Source organism: Mesorhizobium sp. M4B.F.Ca.ET.058.02.1.1 (genome assembly GCF_003952505.1).
In the GTDB taxonomy this organism is placed as follows: domain Bacteria; phylum Pseudomonadota; class Alphaproteobacteria; order Rhizobiales; family Rhizobiaceae; genus Mesorhizobium.
The window spans coordinates 253,545-269,463 of sequence record NZ_CP034450.1; the positions used below are offsets into that span (position 1 = coordinate 253,545).

A 15,919-nucleotide genomic window follows, 5' to 3' on the forward strand; every position below is an offset into this window, starting at 1 on the left:
GCCAGCCAGCGCCAGCGGCCTTACTCGGTGTTCACATGCGCGCCGTGGCCGCTGACATGGGCGCCGTCCTGCGGCGTCAGCCGCAGATACGCGAACAGCGCGCACAGCGTGATCAGGCCTTCAATCAAGAACAGGATGCGGAAATCGTTGACGCTGGCATGGCCGCCGCTGGCGAGCAAAGACAACAACGCCGCCGCCAGGCCGACGCTGATCGCCACCGCAAGCTGCCAGAGAATGTAGTAGAGCGCGCTGAAGCGGGCGAGTTGCTCGGGCGCGACATCCGAATAGGAAAGGTTCCCGGTTGAAGCCCATTGCACCGAGCGGAAGACGCCGAAGATGAAGATGTAGGCGAGCACGATCCAGGCGGGCAGACTCGCCTGCATCGAGGCGAAGCCCGCGACGAGGCAAGCGACGATCGGCGTGTTGGTGACCAGCACGCGGCGGAAGCCAAAGCGGTTGAGGATGCGCGGCATCATGAAGCGCGTCAGCAACGAACCGATCGCGGCGACGAAGGTCAGCGATCCCGCCTGCACCGCGCTCATACCGAAGCCGAGTTGGAACATCAGCGGCAGAAGGAAAACGACGGAGCTCAGCCCGATCGTGTCGAGGCCGCCGCCGGTCAGGAAGCTGACGCGGAAGGTGCGGATGCGCAGCAGCTTGAGGTCGAGCAGCGGATTGCGGACGCGCAGGCAATAGAAGGACGCGACGGTCAGGATGGCGACGGCCGCACCCAGCTCGGCGGCGATGATGCCGGCGGCGGCGTCCTTGGCGGCGAGCGAATCCATGCCGAAGACGAGCAGCGCCATGCCGCTGCCGACTAGCAGGAAGCCCGGAAAGTCGAACGGGGTGCGGACCGGCTTGGTCGCGGAGGGGAACAGCGAGGTGGCGAGCAGCGCGGCAATGAGCGCAATCGGGATGTTTATGTAGAAGATCCAGCGCCACGAGACGTAGGTGGTGAGCGTGCCGCCGACCAGCGGGCCCACCAATGGTCCGGACTGGCCGGCCAGCGAAATGTACATGTTGATCTTGAGCGTGCGGTCGCGCGGAAAGCTCGACAGGATCACCACTTGGCCGAGCGTGCCCATCAGCGCGCCGCCAAAACCCTGCAGGGCGCGCGAGGCGACCAGCATCCAGATGTTCTCCGAGAGGCCGCAAAGTGCCGAGGCGCTGGCGAAGACGAGAAGGGCGAAGCAATACACGTTGCGCAGGCCGAAGCGGTCCGCCGCCCAGCCGCCGAGAATGATCAGGCTGGCTACATAGACGGTGATCAGAAGGCCAAGCTGGCTCGGCGGGCGGGCCAAGCTTTCACCGATGCCGGGAAGTGCGGTCACCACTACATTCTGGTCGAGGCTGGTCATGAAGACGCCGCAGGCGACCGTTGCCGGCAACAGCATCGACATCTCGCCCGCCGGAGCAAAGCGGGTGGTGGCCGTCACCGAAGTCTCTGCGGTCATGGAGGATATGGTCGAACTGGTTGCCTGGACGGGCACCTGCTCCGGCAAGAGCCCGTGATTGCCTATCTATCGGCCCGGCTGGCCCAAGCCTCAAGCAGCAGTTGTGGCCGTCCGTAGTGCCAGCCGGAGCTACTGCACCTCGTAGCCGACTTCCTCGCTGGCGTGGCACAGCGCCTTCCAGAAGGAGCGGGCGAAGGAGCGGAAGACATAGATGTCGAACTGGTCGGCGCCGGTGCGCTGAATCTGCGCGAAGACGTCGTGATGGGTGGTCGAGCGGCCGGCGCCGACCGGGAAGGCCGGCAGCGCGAAATCGATGGCAAAGAACTTCGCCAGCACCCATTCGGCCTTCGGGCCGGCGATGCGGATCGCGGTGCGGCCATGCGACAGGTCGGTGACGGTGCCCACGTCCGGCGTGACGACGCCGCTGAACGCGGCCGCAAGGCCCTCGGCGTCGTCGATGACGGTGAACTTGCCTGGCGCGATGCCGAATGCCGATCTGCCGCCGTTGGTGACGCCGCCGCCGGCGCCGTCGGGCAGGGCAAGGCCCGCGACCTTGTATATCGCCGACATAAGGCGCTTCTCCTCGCCCGGCCATGCGGCGAGCTGCAGGATCGAGCCCGGCCGCGTCTCAGACAGGATGACGTCGACGCCATGTTCGAAATTGCCGTGCGAGCCCGGGTGGTACTCCGGCTCGAGCGGAGATTGACGTTCAACCATGCATGCGGCTCCCGTCCGGGTCGTAGAAGTGGTTGGAGACGATCTCGATCGGCCCGAAGCGATTGCGCAACGGGTCCGAGACGAAAGCGCGCGTGCCGTGCCTGGCCTTGCCGCCCTTGACCAGCGCTAGCGCGATATGCTTGCCGAGCGCCGGCGAATAGCAGCAGGCGGTTATGTGGCCGATCGAATCGCGTGGATTGGCTTCGTCCAGTTCCTCGACGATATGCGCGCCGCCGTTGAACGGGCGGTTGTCGAGCGAGACCAGGCCGACCAGTTGCAGCCGGTCAGGCGTGATCAGGCCCTCGCGGTCCATCATCGCCGAGCCGATGAAGGGCTTCTTCTTCGACAGCATCCAGTCGAGATGCAGGTCGCGCGCCGTGGTGCGGCCGTCGATCTCGGCGCCGGTGACATGGCCCTTCTCGATGCGCATCGTACCCAGCGCCTCGAGCCCGTAGGTCACCAGGCCGGATGGCTTGCCAGCCTCGATCAGCGCCTCCCAGACATGGGTGCCGTGGCCGGCGCCGGAATAGACCTCGAAGGCCATCTCGCCGGAAAAGGACAGGCGGCAGATCATCACCGGCACGCCCGCAATCTGGCCACGGACGATGCCCATGAAAGGCAGGGTGGCGTTGTCGACGGCGGTGCCGGTGACGCAGGTGGCGAGGATGGCTCTCGCCTTCGGCCCGCCGATCGCAGCGCCTGCCCATTCGTCGGTCACCGAGGTGACGGTGACCTTCAATTCCGGCCAGATCACGTCGAGGAAATATTCCAGATGCTGCATCACCTTGCCGGCATTGGCGGTGGTGGTGGTCATCAGGAAGTCCTGCTCGCCGAGCCGCCAGGTGGTGCCGTCGTCGAAGGCAAGCCCGTCCTCGCGCAGCATCAGGCCGTAGCGCGCCTTGCCGACGGCAAGCGTGGAAAACATGTTGGTGTAGACGCGGTCGAGGAATTCCGCCGCGTCCGGTCCCTGCACGGCGATCTTGCCCAGCGTCGAGACGTCGACGATGCCGGCGCTGTCGCGGGTGGCCTTGGCTTCGCGCACATAGGCCTGCTCGACCGTCTCGCCGGCAAGGCCGTAGATCATCGGCCGGTACCAGAGGCCTGCGGAATACATCCGCGCGCCGTTGGCGATATGCCAGTCGTGCATCGGGGTCAGCCGCTCGGGTTTGAGATCGCCAAAACGCTCGGCCGCCAGCGAGCCGATCGACACCGCCGTGTAGGGTGGGCGGAAGCGCGTCGTGCCGACCTCGGGGATCGGCTTGCCGAGAGCCTCGGCCATGATGGCGAGGCCCGGCACGTTGGAGCTCTTGCCCTGGTCGGTCGCCATGCCAAGCGTGGTGTAGCGCTTGAGGTGCTCGACCGAGATGAAGCCCTCGCGGTGCGCCAACCGCACGTCTTCCGCCGTGACGTCGTGCTGGAAATCGACGAAGCTCTTGCCCGCCGCCTTGATCTCGAACACCGGCGCCGGGTCGGGCTCGCCTGGCGCGGCTTCGACGTCCGGCAGGGCCGTCGGCGCGTCCGTGCCGCCCGCGGCAGCGACACCGGCGGTGCGGCCTTCGGCGATGGCCTCGGCGGTCGAGAAACTGCCGGTGAAGGCGCCTGCGCCGATCCAGCGCTGCGTCGGCTTCGGTGGCAGGAAGGCCTGCCTGGCCGGGTTCCACTCAGCCTTTGCGCCGGCCTGGCTGGCGAGATGGATCGTCGGCGACCAGCCGCCTGACATCAGCAGGCAGTCGGCATGGATGCTGCGCGCGTCGCCGGTGGGCGCGCCACTCAGCATGTCGAAGCGCTGCACTTTTAGGCCGGAGAGAGCCTTGCCGCCCTCGGTGGCCACCACGGCGTGACCGGAGAGCATTTCCGCCTCGGCCTCGGTGGCCAGCCGGCGCATTTCGTCCGACAGCCCGGAGCGAACGTCGACGATTGCGACGATCGCGGCCCCTGCCTTCCTCAGCGCCAGGGCGGAACGGTAGGCGCTGTCATTGTTGGTGAACAGGGCAATCCTCTCGCCGGGCAGGACGCCATATTCGTTGGCGTAGCGCTCTGCGGCATGCGCCAGCATGACGCCCGGCCGGTCATTGCCGGGGAAGACCAGCGGCCGTTCGAAGGAGCCGGTGGCAAGCACCACGGTTCTGGCGCGGATCGCCCAGTAGCGATGGCGCGGCTCGCCCTTGGCCAGGCTCTCCTTGTGGTCGCTGACACGCTCCAGCGCGGCAAGCGTGTTGCCGTCATAGTAGCCCCAGACCGTGGTGCGCGGCAAAAGCCGCACATTGTCGTTGCCTTCGAGTTGGCCGGCAACGCGCGCCGCCCAGTCGTCCGCCGGCATGCCGTCGATCGTCTCGCCGGACCAGTTGGCCGAGCCGCCGAAGCGCGGCTCCAGCTCGGTGAGGATGACGCGCGCGCCCTGTTCGGCGGCAGCCTTGGCGGCCATCAGCCCGGCCGGACCGGAGCCGACCACCAGCACGTCGCAGAAGGCGTTCATGCGCTCATAGCGCGAAGTGTCGGCGGCGGTGCCGGCTCTGCCGAGACCGGCGGCGCGGCGGATAAAATGCTCGCAGAACATCCAGAAGCGGGTGCCTTTGAGCGGGCCGATCACCGGCCCCATGAAGGTCTTGTAGTAGAAGCCGGCCGACAGGAGCTTGCCGCCGAGCTGGTTGGCCGCACTGACGTCCCAGGCAAGCGACGGGAAGCGGTTCTGGCTGACGGCGGTGAGCCCGTCATAGATCTCGACCATGGTCGCGGCGATGTTCGGTTCGCGCACCTCGCCGCGCAGCACTGTTACCAGCGCGTTCGGCTCCTCGACACCGGCCGTGAGCACGCCGCGCGGGCGGTGGTACTTGAACGAGCGGCCGAACAGCGTCACGCCATTGGCGAGCAGCGCCGAGGCCAGCGTGTCGCCGGCATGGCCGGTATAGGTCACGCCGTCGAAGGTGAAGCGGATGGTGCGCAGCCGGTCGACGCGGCCGCCGTTCTCGATGCGACGGGGGCTCACGACTTGGCTTCCGTCTTGTGCCGCGTGGCGGATCTGTGGCCGCCATGCGCGAAAGCAGTGCTGGAAATCTCGTGTGTCAGCGTGTTGCGCACGACCCTGATATGAGCGCGGCAGCCGCCGGCATGCTGCCAGATCTCGTTATGGTCGCCGGCCGGATTCAGCCGGTCGTAGACATAGGCGTTCCAGGCGTCGAGGTCCTGAGAGGCCGGTTGCGGACGCTCGCGGTTGCCATCGCCCTGATAGGCAAACTCGATGACGTCGCGTGGGCCACAATAGGGACAGGTGATAAGCATCTTATTTCAACCCTAGTGCAGCCGAGGCGTCGCGCCTTGGCCCTTGTCGTCGATGAAGAGACCGCGATAGAAGCGGTCGAGCGTGAACGGCGCGTTGAGCTCGTGCGGCTCGCCCTTGGCGATGGTCCAGGCAAAGCAAAAGCCGGAGGCCGGTGTCGCCTTGAAGCCGCCGTAGCACCAGCCGCAATTGAGATACATGCCGGGCAGCGGGCCAGTGGTAATGATCGGCGAGCCGTCCATCGTCATGTCGCAGAGGCCGCCCCAGGAGCGCAGCATGCGCACGCGCGCCAGGCCGGGGAACAGCGCCAGCATCTCGCTCATCACCTCGTCGACGATCGGCAGGCTGCCGCGCTGGGCATAGCTGTTGTAGCCGTCGAGGTCGCCGCCATAGACCAAGCCGCCCTTGTCGGACTGCGAGATGTAAAAGTGACCCATGCCGAAGGTCAGGATCGTGTCGATGATCGGCTTCAGCGATTCCGACACGAAGGCCTGCAGCACATGGCTCTCGATCGGCATCTTGTCGATGCCGGCCAGTTGCATGACGCGGCCGGTGCTGCCGGCAACGGCGAGCGCCACCTTCCTGGCGCGGATCTCGCCGCGCGTCGTCGAAACGCCGGTGATGCGGTCGCCGTCGCGCAGAAAACCGGTGACCTCGCAATTCTCGATGATGTCGACGCCGCGCCGGTCGGCGCCGCGCGCATAGCCCCAGGCCACCGCATCGTGGCGGGCGCTGCCGGCGCGCCGCTGCATCAGGCCGCCGATGACAGGGAACCGCGCCGAGCCGGAGACGTCGAGCGCCGGCACGAGCCGCTTGATCTGGTCGACGGTCATCAGCTCGGCATCGACGCCGAGATGGCGCATGGCGTTGCCGCGCCTGGCATAGTCGTCGAACTGGGCGGGCGTATGCGCCAGGTTCAGACAGCCGCGCTGCGAGAACATGACATTGTAGTTGAGGTCGTGCGAGAGGTTCTCCCAAAGCTTCATCGAATGCTCGTAGAAGCGGGTGTTGGAAGGCAAAAGGTAGTTCGAGCGCACTGCGGTGGTGTTGCGGCCGACATTGCCTGAGCCCAGCCAGCCCTTCTCCAGCACCGCGACGTTGGTGATGCCGTGCTCCTTGGCGAGGTAGTAGGCGGTCGACAGGCCGTGCCCACCGCCGCCGATGACGATCACGTCATAGGATGCCTTTGGGTCCGGCTTGCGCCAGGCCGGCTTCCAGTCCTTGTTTCCGCTGAGCGCGTTCTTGAGGAGCGAAAAGGCCGAATATTCCGCCATGTTTCATGTCGTCCGGTTGGTGCGATGCGGCAGACTATAGAGCAGGCAGCGGGCGCAAAGCCAAGATTGCGCCATCGCTTTTCGACAGGCCGACTTCCACTTGCCTGACCGGAGACGGCTTGCACTTGCCTGATCGGGGACGGCTTGCCGCGGGGTATGGCGGTCTTTATCAAGAACGAAATTACGAAGTCTTTTCGGCAGCGAGTCGCCATCAAGGTCATGTTCTTCCGGTTACTTCGCCTGATCCTGGTTCTGATGCTCGCCGTTTCGGCGCAGCCTTCGTTCGATGCGATGGCGCAGGCCATCGGCCAGGGTTCCGCGCAACTGATCGTCGACCAGCAGAAGGTCGTCCAGGACCTGGCGGCCAAGACCGATGGTCTCGAAAAGAAGGTCGCCGACGACGCCGAGGATGACGCAGCGCTTGTCGACGTCCGCCTGCAACTCGAGGATCTGTCGCGGGCGGCATTGAACAGCGCACTGGCCTTCCGCTCGCGCCTTGCCGACATCAACAACCGGATCGAGGTGCTTGGCCCGCCGCCGGCGCAGGGGCAGCCGCAGGAGCCGGCGATCGTTACCAACGAGCGCGGAGCGCTTGCCGCCGAAAAAGCCGAGATCAACGCCGTCATCGCCAGCGCGCAAAACCTGTCGATCCGCATCAACGGGCTGATCGACAAGATCGGCGTCATGCGCAGCGACCTTTTCCGCAATTTCCTCGCCAAGCGCTATGAACTGACGGACGCGCTCAGTCCCCAGGCCTTTTCCGATGCGCACGATCAATTCACCGGCCTTTACAAAGCCGTCTCGTCCTGGCTGATTTTCGCCTTCAAATTCAAACTCCAGGCCGTGCTCGCAGCGGCCCTGATGGCGCTGGGACTGGCGGCGGTGCTGCTGGTCGGCGGCCGGCGCCTGTTCGGGCGCATCTTCGAACCCGACCCGTCCATCGAGGCGCCGTCCTATCTCAGCCGGCTTTCCGTGGCGTTCTGGTCAACGCTGCTGCCGTCCGCGGCGCTCTCGGTGTTCCTCGCCTCGACCGTGTTCTTCTTCAATTATTACAACGTGCTGCGCGGCGATATCGGCGTCTTCCTCAATGCGCTGCTCGCCGTCATCGCGGTGGTGTTCTGCGTCAACCGGCTGACCAATGCCGCGCTTGAGCCGCGCCTGCCCAACTGGCGCCTGATTCCGGTCGAAACCGGGCCGGCGCGCTGGCTGGTGCGGCTGACGACGGCGATGGCGGTGGTCATCGGCTTCAACAATTTCCTGTCCGTGGTCAACGACAAGATGGGCTCGCCGCTGTCGCTGACCATCGCGCGCAGCTTTGTCGCTACCATCATCGTCGGCGTCATCCTGATCCTGATGGCGCTGCTGAAGCCGTTCCGGGCGCGGGATGGAACATGGCGCCCGTGGCCGGCCTGGCTTCGCGTCACCGCCGTCGCGCTCGGCCTGTTCACCATCGCGGCGGCGCTGCTCGGCTATATCGGCCTTGCGCTGTTCGTCTCGCTGCAGGTGGTGGTCACCGGCACCGTCCTTGTCACCGCCTATATCGGCTTCCTGTCGGCACGGGCGATCGGCGAAGAGGGCGGCTTCGCCGACACGTCGGCTGGGCGCTGGCTGACCGCCAATTCAAGCTATGATGAAACCGCGCTCGACCAGCTCGGCCTGGTCGTCAGCATCGCCATCAACCTGATGATCGTGCTGGTGTTCCTGCCGCTGATCCTCCTGATGTGGGGTTTCCAGCCCGGCGACATCCAAGCGTGGGCATACAAACTGGCGACGGGCGTCACCATCGGCTCGGTGACGATCTCGTTCACCGGCATCCTCAGCGGCATCGTGGTCTTCGTCATCGGCTATTTCCTGACGCGCTGGTTCCAGGGCTGGCTCGACGGCTCGGTGATGGCGCGCGGCAGGGTCGACGCCGGCGTGCGCAACTCGATCCGGCTGGCGGTCGGCTATGCCGGCGTCGCCATTGCCGGCCTCGTCGGCGTCTCGGCGGCCGGCATCGACCTGTCAAACCTGGCGCTCGTTGCCGGCGCCCTGTCGCTCGGTATCGGCTTCGGCCTGCAAAATGTGGTGTCGAACTTCGTCTCCGGCCTGATCCTGCTTGCCGAGCGTCCGTTCAAGGTCGGCGACTGGATCGTCGCCGGCGACACCACCGGAACGGTCAAGAAGATCAGCGTGCGCGCCACCGAGATCGAGACCTTCCAGCGGCAGTCGGTGATCCTGCCCAACTCGACCCTGATCAACAATGCGGTCGGCAACTGGACGCACCGCAACAAGCTCGGCCGCGTCGACATCAAGGTCGGCGTCGCCTATGGCAGCGACGTCAAGCGGGTGCATGCGCTTTTGCTCGAAATCGCGCGCAGCCATCCGCTGGTGCTGAAGAACCCCGAGCCGTTCGTACTGTTCGCCAATTTCGGCGCCGCCGCGCTCGAATTCGAGATCCGCGTGTTCCTCGCCGACATCCTGAACGGCAACATCGTGCAGAACGACATCCGCTTTGCCATCTTCGATGAGTTCAACAGCGAGCATATCGAGATACCCTCGACGCCACGCGCCGTGGTTGAGACGACAAAGCCCGAGGCGTGGCCGATCGACGACGACAAGATGGAGGCCGACTTCGCCGAGAAGGAGCAAGCGGAAGCCGAAGCCGCGGTTGAAAAGGCGCGCCTGGCAAAGTCCAGGCGCAAGGGCAGCAAACCTGATCCGGACTGAGGCGGCACACCACGGAATCGTGCCTGTGTCCGGCAAAAGCCAATTGCGGCATGAATGCGGCATTCAGTTGCGGTTCAGCTTCGATCTCATATAAGCTCGCATGCAAAGGGCGAGAATGCCTTGCAAATGCAACAAGAAGGCGGTGTGGAAACACCGGTATTGCAAATGTGGAAGTCTGTCGTCGCCGCCATCGCTTTTCTAGCCGTGGGCGGGTCGGCTTTCGCCGCCAGCGCGGTCAACAAGGACGCCGAGACCCGGACGCTGATCGTGACCGAGGGCGGCGGCAAGACGGAGCTGGCGCTGGCCGCCGGCGAAACCGTGGAATTCTGCCCGAATGGCTGTTTCGTCACCTTGCCGAATGGTGACCTCGAAGCCCTGACCGGCTCGGAAACGGTCGAGATTTCGGGTGGCGTCGCCCGCATCAAGTAAAACCGGGCAGCATCTCTCGCGAAGGCCGGGCAAACTGCCCGGCCTTTTATTGTTTCCGGTAGCGGTTGTTTAACACTGACCGGGGAAATACCACCGCACAGCCTGGCCGCAACCTGACGTTTTAACGTTCGCTGCGTCATCTCCCGCTATATCCGACCCGAAGCCGCCGAACAGGGCGCGAAGGAATCAGGCAGGGCAGGGAATCATGGACGCGCGGTCGGACAGGAACGCAATTCCGCTTGCGGTCGATCTCGACGGCACGCTGATTGCGACCGACCTCCTTTGGGAAGGCTTGTTCATCCTTCTCAAGAAGAATCCGCTCTATGTCTTCCTGGTGCCGTTCTGGCTGGCCGGCGGGCCGGCCAGACTCAAGCAGGAGATCGCTGCCCGCATCGATATCGATCCGGCTTCGCTGCCTTACCGCGAGGCGCTGCTCGATCGGCTCCGCACCGAGCATCGGGAAGGTCGCGAGATCGTGCTGGCGACCGGCACGCCGCGCAAGTTCGCCGAGGCGATCGCCTCGCATCTGGGCATTTTCGACCGCGTGCTGGCGACCGATGGTCCGCACAACATGACCTCAGGCAGGAAACGCGACTCGCTGGTCGCCGCCTATGGCGACGGCGGCTTCGACTATGCGGGCAACAGCCGGCACGATCTCCAGGTTTTCGACGCAGCGCGCAGCGCGATCGTGGTGGCGCCCGACCGCCATGCCGCGCGCTGGCAGGCCGGGCATGGCGCCGAAACGGTTGCGGTGCCGAAGCCGACATTGAAGACATTCGTCAAGATGCTGCGCGTGCATCAATGGCTGAAGAATGCGCTGATCGCGGTGCCGATGGTGCTGTCGCACGAGTACTTCAACATCGACATGATCTGGGAATGCGTGCTGGCGTTCATCTCCTTCAGCGCCGTGGCTTCCGCCATCTACATCCTCAACGACTTCTTCGACCTCGCGCTCGACCGCAAACACCCGACCAAGCGCTATCGCCCCTTCGCCACCGGCGCGCTCACTATCCCCTTCGGCTTCGGCGCGATGATGGCGCTGATCGCCGTCGGCATCGCCGCCGGGCTTTTGCTGCTGATCGAATTCCTCGGCGTGCTGGGCGGCTACATGGTTGTCACCACAGCCTATTCGCTGTCGTTCAAGCGCATGCTCCTGGTCGATGTGCTGACGCTGGCCGGGCTCTATACGATCCGGGTGCTGGCAGGTGCCGCGGCGACGGGCGTCGACGTCTCCTTCTGGCTGCTCGCCTTCTCGATCTTCTTCTTCCTGTCGCTGGCGCTGGTGAAGCGCTTCGTCGAATTGCGCACCACTGCCATTCCTGCCGGCGAGCGCATCGCCGGCCGCGGCTACCGCACCGAAGACCAGGAGATCGTGGCCCAGGCCGGCATGGCCTCCGCCTTCTCCTCGGCCCTGGTGCTCGCGCTCTACATGGACAGCGTCGCGGTGCGCGAGCTCTATTCGCATCCATGGGTGATGTGGCCGCTGGCGCCGATCGTGCTCTACCTCACGATGCGCGTCTGGATCCTCGCCCGCCGCGACGAGATGCACGACGATCCTGTCGTCTTCATCATCCGCGACTGGCGCAGCCAGATCGTTGTCGCCATCGGCGCCGCCCTTCTGGTGGCTGGAGCCTGGGGCGGTTGATCAGGGGCGGCGAACGTTTCGGCAGTTTTGGGCTGGCGACGCCTCCGGCACGCCATGCCATCCCGGCCGACCATGCCGTCGCGCTGCTGAAGAGCGGCGCTGCCAAGCCGGGTTCGCTGCTTGGTTATGGCAATGGCCGTTCCTATGGCGACACATGCCAGAATCAGGCCGGCTCGGTGGTCGACATGCGGCCGCTCAACCGCGTCCGCGCCTTCAATGCCGGGACGGGTGTGTTGGAAGCGGATGCCGGCGTGCTCTTGCGCGATATCATCTCCCATGCCGCTCCCTACGGCTTCTTCCCGGCGGTGGTTCCCGGCACGCAATTCGTGACGCTTGGCGGGGCGATCGCCAACGACATCCACGGCAAGAACCATCATCGGCGCGGCACGTTCGGCTGCCATGTCGAGTCGCTGACACTGCTGCGCTCGGACGGCAATACCTGCCGCTGCTCCGACACGGACAATGCTAGACTGTTCCGGGCAACCATTGGCGGCATGGGGCTGACCGGGCTGATCCTGTCGGCCTCGATCCGGCTGATGCGGGTGCCTTCGCTCGACGTCGTCGAGACGGTGACACCATTTGGCGATCTCGGCCAATTCTTCGAGCTTGCCGAGGCGGCCGACCAGGCCAATGAATATGCCGTCGCCTGGATTGACCAGCTCGCCGGCGGTCACGGCCGCGGGCGCGGCCTGCTGTTCGCCGGCAACCATGCCGAGCATGGCTCGCACACAGCGTCCCGCGCAAACGCCCGCCTTTCGGTGCCGCTGCAGCCGCCTTTCAATGTGCTCAACCGGCCGTTCCTCACCGCCTTCAACGCCGCTTACCGGTGGAAGAAAGGGCGATCGCCGGCGCCGCGTCAGGTTGGCTACCAGGGCTTCTTCTTTCCGCTTGACGGTGTTGGCGACTGGAACCGGCTCTACGGGCCGAAAGGCCTCTTCCAGCACCAGTGCGTGGTGCCGGAGGAGGCCGCGCGGCTTGCCGTGCCGGCGCTGCTGGAGGCGGCACGGCGCGCTGGGCAGGGGTCCTTCCTCACCGTGCTGAAGCGCTTCGGCAAGGTCCGCTCGCCGGCGCTGCTGTCTTTTCCGAGGCCTGGTTACACGCTGACGCTCGACTTCCCCAACCGGGGCGAGAGGACGCTCGAGCTGCTTTCCGAACTCGACCGCATCACGGTCGAGGCGGGCGGCGCGGTCAACCCCTACAAGGACGCGCGCATGGGCGCCGAGACCTTCGCGGCATCCTTCCCGGACTGGCGGCGGCTGGAGGCGTTGCGCGACCCCGCCTTCATGTCCGACTTCTGGGCGCGCACAGCGAAGAAACTGGATGAACGGCGAGGGATGGCAGAGGCGGCGGAATAGGTAGAATTCGAATAAATCTTGGCAAATAAAACATTGTGCCGGGATTTACTTAAAGCAGCACGTGATTTCACGAAATGTTTGCAGGTTTGTAGTAGGACCGCTGCGGGGCAGGTGGCAACATGAAATACATCGTCTTCATCCTTTTTACGGTCATGACCAATGCCGCGGCGCAGCTGATGCTGAAGCAAGGCATGATGTCGCTCGGGCCGATTTCGTTCGAGGGCACCAATCCGCTGCTGAAGCTGCTGCAGATCGTCTTCAGTCCCTGGGTGTTCCTGGGGCTCTGCACCTTCGTCATCTCGATGGCCTCGCATCTCTACGTGCTGTCGAAGGTCGAGCTCAGCTTCGCCTATCCGTTTCTCAGCCTCGCCTATGTCGCGGTGGCAGTGTTTGCCTACTTCGTTTTCCGCGAGGACCTCAACGGCTGGCGCGTTGCCGGCATCGCCTGCATCTGCGTCGGCACGGTGCTGATAGCGCAGAGCGGACGCGGAGATGAGGACCAGACCGCATCCATCACCCAAGACAAGATCGGCACAAGCGAGATCGTTCGATGAGACATGTCATTTTCGGAGGCGACGGTTTCGTCGGTCGCCACCTTGCCCCGAAGCTCGCGGCCGATGGCGAAGAGGTCGTTGTCGCCGACATCGTCAAGAGTGACCTGCCGCACTACCGGTCCGTCCGCTACATCAAGTGCGACGTGACGGAACCGGCTTCGGTGTCATGCGTCGGTGTCCGGGCGGACGACATGGTCTACAACCTGTCGGCGAAGATGCTGTCGCCGATACAGGTGCGCGCCAAGCGGCACGACTTCTTCTTCCCGGTGAACTTCCACGGCACCGAGCACATCATCAAGGTGATGGACAAGGCCGGCGCCTCGAAGCTCGTCCACTACACGACCGACATGATCTACGGCCATACGGTGACACTGCCCATGACCGAGGAACACCCGGTCGCGCCGCTCGGCGAGTACGGCCTGTCGAAGCTGAAGACCGAGGAGCTGGCTGCCGATTGGCGCAAGCGCGGCATGTCGATCTCGTTGTTCAGGCCGCGCCTGATCATCGGCCCCGGCCGCCTCGGCATCCTGGAAAAACTGTTCAAGCTGATCGACTGGAATCTTCCCGTGCCGATGATCGGCTCGGGCAAGAATCCCTACCAGTTCATCTCTGTTTTCGACTGCGCGGAAGCTGCCCGCGCCGCCTGGAAGGCCGGCGTGCCGAACGAGGCCTATAATCTCGGCTCCCTCAACCCGCCGCCGGTGAAGAAGCTGCTTGGCGACCTGATCCGGCATGCCGGCTCGAAATCGATCCTGATCCCGACACCGGGCTGGGCGGTCAAGCGCACGCTCGACCTGCTCGACCTCATGAACATGCCGATCATGGACCCCGAGCAATATCTGATCGCCGACGAAGAGTGCGTTCTCGACGTGTCCAAGGCCGAGCGCCAGCTCGGCTGGGTGCCGCAATATCGCGACGAGGACATGCTGATCGCCGCCTACAGCGAGTACCGCGCCAAGAAGGACGGCCATGCCGTCGCCACCGAACATGTGCCCGCCGAGTAAGGCGACCAAGGCCAATAGGAGATTCTCGAGATGACCGTCATGGCCAAGCCGGAACAAACGGGCGCGCGCACGCTTGTCGATGCGCCGGCGCTGTCGCCCGCCACCATCGCCAAGCCCGACCTGATCAGCGTCGAGCAGGCCAAGGCGATGGATGTCGCCCGCATCACCGACCTGTTCAAGGCGCATCTCAATCCGGGCCAGTTGCATTTCATGAAGCTGCTCGGCTTCCACAAGGTGAAGATCGAGCGCGCCGAGGGCATGTTCTACATCGACCAGAACGGCCGCAAGATACTCGATTTCTTCGGCGGCTTCGGTTCGCTGGCCTTCGGCCACAACCACCCGCGCATCCTGGAGGCGCGGAAGACATTTCAGGAGGAAAAGCGGCAGGAAATCGCCATCGCCTTCATGTCGCAATATGCCGCGGCCCTTGCGCACAACATCGCCAAGTGCTCGCCCGGCGACCTCGACATGGTTTTCCTCGGCTCGTCCGGCTCGGAAGCCATGGAAGCTGCGGTTAAGCTTGCCGAGCGCGCCGCCGGCCCGAAGCGGCCGAAGGTCGTCTATGCCGAGAATTCCTTTCATGGCAAGACCAAGGGCGTGCTGGCGATCACCGACGGCCAACTCTACCGCGCTGACTTCAAGGTGGCGGACAATGTCGTGCGGGTGCCCTTCGCCGACATCGATGCGGTGGAGCGCCTGTTCAGGACCGATCCCGAGATCAGCGTCATCGTGCTCGAAACCATCCAGGGCGGCGGCGGCATCATCCAGGCGCCCGCCGAATACTGGCAGAAGCTGCGCGCCTTGTGCGACCGGCATGGCGTGCTGTGGGTCGCCGACGAGGTGCAGTGTGGCTATGGCCGTTCCGGCCGCTTCTACGCCTTCGAGCATTACGGTGTCGTGCCGGACGTGACGGCGCTGGCGAAATCGCTGGGCGCCGGCAAGGCGGCGGTCGGCGCCATGATCGCCAGGCGCGATGTCTACATGAAGGCCTATGGCACGCCGAAGACGGCGATGATCCATGCCATGGCCACGTTCGGCGGCATGGGCGAGGCCTGCGTCACCGCGATCGAGGGGCTGAACGTGCTCTACGAAGAAGGCCTGATCGACAATGCGGCCGCGACCGGCGATTACCTTCTGCAGCGCTTGCAGGCGCTCAAGGAAAAATATCCGAAGATCATCAAGGTCGTGCGCGGCAAGGGTTTCATGATCGGGCTCGAGTTCCACGATTTCTCGCAGACCCTGCCTATGGTGCTGCGGCCGGTGGTCAGCGTGCTCGACGACAAGCTGAAGGGCTCGCTGTCCGGCTTCGTCGGCGCGCTGCTGCTGCGCGACTATGACGTCCTCGTCGCCTTCACCGAATACAACCGCAACGTCATCCGGCTCGAGCCGCCGCTGATCTGCCAGCGCGAGCATGTCGACCGCTTCGTCGATGCCTTCGACAGCCTGCTGTCGCGCGGCATCGTGGCGATCGTGAAGGATTTCGTCAAAAGCCTTCGCTGAG

Annotated in this window: 13 protein-coding genes; 8 read left to right on the forward strand and 5 right to left on the reverse strand. The window is 64.8% G+C overall.

Annotation, left to right across the window (positions count from 1 at the left end):
* Positions 1–20: 20 nt before the first annotated feature.
* Positions 21–1,358, reverse strand: a complete 1,338-nt coding sequence (locus EJ073_RS01250) for an MFS transporter (protein ID WP_245455446.1) — start codon at positions 1,356–1,358, stop codon at positions 21–23.
* Here EJ073_RS01250 and EJ073_RS31930 point away from each other — a divergent pair.
* Positions 1,357–1,512, forward strand: a complete 156-nt coding sequence (locus tag EJ073_RS31930; protein WP_245455447.1) for a hypothetical protein — start codon at positions 1,357–1,359, stop codon at positions 1,510–1,512. The genes EJ073_RS01250 and EJ073_RS31930 overlap by 2 nt on opposite strands.
* Before the next feature lie 71 nt (positions 1,513–1,583).
* Here the strand turns inward: EJ073_RS31930 and EJ073_RS01255 are convergent, their stop codons facing one another.
* From EJ073_RS01255 to EJ073_RS01270, 4 genes are read right to left on the reverse strand one after another with little or no spacing between them, the layout of a single operon-like run.
* Positions 1,584–2,171, reverse strand: a complete 588-nt coding sequence (locus EJ073_RS01255; protein WP_126054072.1) for a sarcosine oxidase subunit gamma — start codon at positions 2,169–2,171, stop codon at positions 1,584–1,586.
* Positions 2,164–5,157: a sarcosine oxidase subunit alpha gene (locus EJ073_RS01260; RefSeq protein WP_126054073.1), complete on the reverse strand. Its 2,994-nt coding sequence runs from the start codon at positions 5,155–5,157 to the stop codon at positions 2,164–2,166. Before EJ073_RS01260 ends, EJ073_RS01255 begins: the two co-directional genes overlap by 8 nt.
* The gene (locus EJ073_RS01265; RefSeq protein ID WP_126054074.1) at positions 5,154–5,450 is read right to left on the reverse strand and encodes a sarcosine oxidase subunit delta; all 297 of its coding nucleotides are present in this window, start codon (positions 5,448–5,450) and stop codon (positions 5,154–5,156) included. Before EJ073_RS01265 ends, EJ073_RS01260 begins: the two co-directional genes overlap by 4 nt.
* A gap of 12 nt (positions 5,451–5,462) precedes the next feature.
* The gene (locus tag EJ073_RS01270; RefSeq protein ID WP_126054075.1) at positions 5,463–6,722 is read right to left on the reverse strand and encodes a sarcosine oxidase subunit beta; all 1,260 of its coding nucleotides are present in this window, start codon (positions 6,720–6,722) and stop codon (positions 5,463–5,465) included.
* Between the two features lie 219 nt (positions 6,723–6,941).
* Between EJ073_RS01270 and EJ073_RS01275 the strand changes: the two genes are divergently transcribed.
* The 7 genes from EJ073_RS01275 (at position 6,942) to EJ073_RS01305 (ending at position 15,918) form a co-directional block, all read left to right on the forward strand.
* The gene (locus tag EJ073_RS01275) at positions 6,942–9,431 is read left to right on the forward strand and encodes a mechanosensitive ion channel family protein (RefSeq protein ID WP_126059049.1); all 2,490 of its coding nucleotides are present in this window, start codon (positions 6,942–6,944) and stop codon (positions 9,429–9,431) included.
* A gap of 165 nt (positions 9,432–9,596) precedes the next feature.
* Positions 9,597–9,860: a hypothetical protein gene (locus tag EJ073_RS01280; RefSeq protein ID WP_006335571.1), complete on the forward strand. Its 264-nt coding sequence runs from the start codon at positions 9,597–9,599 to the stop codon at positions 9,858–9,860.
* 205 nt (positions 9,861–10,065) lie between these two features.
* The gene (locus EJ073_RS01285) at positions 10,066–11,505 is read left to right on the forward strand and encodes a UbiA family prenyltransferase (RefSeq protein ID WP_126054076.1); all 1,440 of its coding nucleotides are present in this window, start codon (positions 10,066–10,068) and stop codon (positions 11,503–11,505) included.
* A complete protein-coding gene (locus EJ073_RS01290) occupies positions 11,502–12,860 on the forward strand; it encodes an FAD-binding oxidoreductase (RefSeq protein ID WP_245455448.1) in 1,359 nt (452 codons plus the stop codon). Before EJ073_RS01285 ends, EJ073_RS01290 begins: the two co-directional genes overlap by 4 nt.
* A gap of 119 nt (positions 12,861–12,979) precedes the next feature.
* Positions 12,980–13,414 carry an EamA family transporter gene (locus EJ073_RS01295; RefSeq protein WP_126054077.1) on the forward strand — a complete coding sequence of 145 codons (435 nt, stop codon included), beginning with the start codon at positions 12,980–12,982 and terminating at the stop codon, positions 13,412–13,414.
* Positions 13,411–14,418 (forward strand): NAD(P)-dependent oxidoreductase, encoded by a 1,008-nt coding sequence (locus EJ073_RS01300; protein ID WP_126054078.1) that lies wholly within the window; start codon positions 13,411–13,413, stop codon positions 14,416–14,418. Before EJ073_RS01295 ends, EJ073_RS01300 begins: the two co-directional genes overlap by 4 nt.
* 39 nt (positions 14,419–14,457) lie before the next feature.
* On the forward strand, positions 14,458–15,918 hold the full coding sequence (locus EJ073_RS01305; protein ID WP_189347724.1) for an aspartate aminotransferase family protein: 1,461 nt from the start codon (positions 14,458–14,460) through the stop codon (positions 15,916–15,918).
* The last annotated feature ends 1 nt before the right edge of the window (position 15,919 follow it).

Coding starts and splice junctions, on each gene's coding strand:
- EJ073_RS01280 (WP_006335571.1), top strand. CDS start 9,597: ATGTGGAAGTCTGTCGTCGCCGCCATCGCTTTTCTAGCCGTGGGCGGG.
- EJ073_RS31930 (WP_245455447.1), top strand. CDS start 1,357: ATGAAGACGCCGCAGGCGACCGTTGCCGGCAACAGCATCGACATCTCG.
- EJ073_RS01285 (WP_126054076.1), top strand. CDS start 10,066: ATGGACGCGCGGTCGGACAGGAACGCAATTCCGCTTGCGGTCGATCTC.
- EJ073_RS01295 (WP_126054077.1), top strand. CDS start 12,980: ATGAAATACATCGTCTTCATCCTTTTTACGGTCATGACCAATGCCGCG.
- EJ073_RS01275 (WP_126059049.1), top strand. CDS start 6,942: ATGTTCTTCCGGTTACTTCGCCTGATCCTGGTTCTGATGCTCGCCGTT.
- EJ073_RS01305 (WP_189347724.1), top strand. CDS start 14,458: ATGGCCAAGCCGGAACAAACGGGCGCGCGCACGCTTGTCGATGCGCCG.
- EJ073_RS01270 (WP_126054075.1), bottom strand. CDS start 6,722: ATGGCGGAATATTCGGCCTTTTCGCTCCTCAAGAACGCGCTCAGCGGA.
- EJ073_RS01265 (WP_126054074.1), bottom strand. CDS start 5,450: ATGCTTATCACCTGTCCCTATTGTGGCCCACGCGACGTCATCGAGTTT.
- EJ073_RS01300 (WP_126054078.1), top strand. CDS start 13,411: ATGAGACATGTCATTTTCGGAGGCGACGGTTTCGTCGGTCGCCACCTT.
- EJ073_RS01250 (WP_245455446.1), bottom strand. CDS start 1,358: ATGACCAGCCTCGACCAGAATGTAGTGGTGACCGCACTTCCCGGCATC.
- EJ073_RS01255 (WP_126054072.1), bottom strand. CDS start 2,171: ATGGTTGAACGTCAATCTCCGCTCGAGCCGGAGTACCACCCGGGCTCG.